This window comes from Streptococcus sp. GMD4S, assembly GCF_000296955.1.
The window spans coordinates 1-719 of record NZ_AJRE01000550.1; the positions used below are offsets into that span (position 1 = coordinate 1).

1 protein-coding gene is annotated in these 719 nt (G+C 40.1%); it reads left to right on the plus strand.

Features of this window, described 5'->3' with window-relative positions; genetic code table 11:
• Window positions 1–425, plus strand: a 425-nt coding sequence (locus tag GMD4S_RS12480) for a thymidylate synthase (RefSeq protein ID WP_000326588.1), incomplete at its 5' end; no start/stop codon positions are given.
• Between the last annotated feature and the right edge of the window lie 294 nt (window positions 426–719).

Genomic DNA, 719 nt, shown 5'->3' on the forward strand with positions numbered 1-719 from the left:
TCTGGGATTACCAAGCTTTTGAGGAGACAGATGGTCTTCTTCCATGCGCCTTTCAGACCATGTTTGATGTCCGTCGGGTTGATGGGGACATCTATCTGGATGCGACCTTGACCCAGCGTTCGAATGATATGCTGGTGGCCCACCACATCAATGCTATGCAGTATGTGGCTCTTCAAATGATGATTGCCAAGCATTTCGGATGGAAGGTTGGGAAGTTTTTCTATTTTATCAACAACCTTCATATCTATGATAATCAGTTTGAACAAGCAGAGGAATTGCTCCGTCGTGAGTCGTCAAACTGCCAACCACGTTTGGTCTTGAATGTACCAGATAAGACTAATTTCTTTGACATCAAAGCCGAGGACTTTGAGTTGGTTGACTATGATCCGGTTAAGCCACAGCTGAAGTTTGATTTGGCTATTTAAGAAAAATGTAAATATCCTTCTATGACTAACACCTCATAAGTTAGACAGAAAAATCTAACTTATGAGGTGTTTTCTTATGTTGTAATTTATGAGGATAAAGTTCAAATTTATAATCTGCAAAAGCAGGCTTTTCGTCAACTGTAGTGGTCTAGCGAAAAGCCTTTTTAAGACAGGTATAGGAGTCATTGTGCTGACTATAGTTAAACTTTTTCGGACTAAGCATATCCTTCTGTCTGCTAGGACGAGTGTAAGGAGAGATAGGAGTGATGTCTTAATTCAGTAAGAACTTAAGTT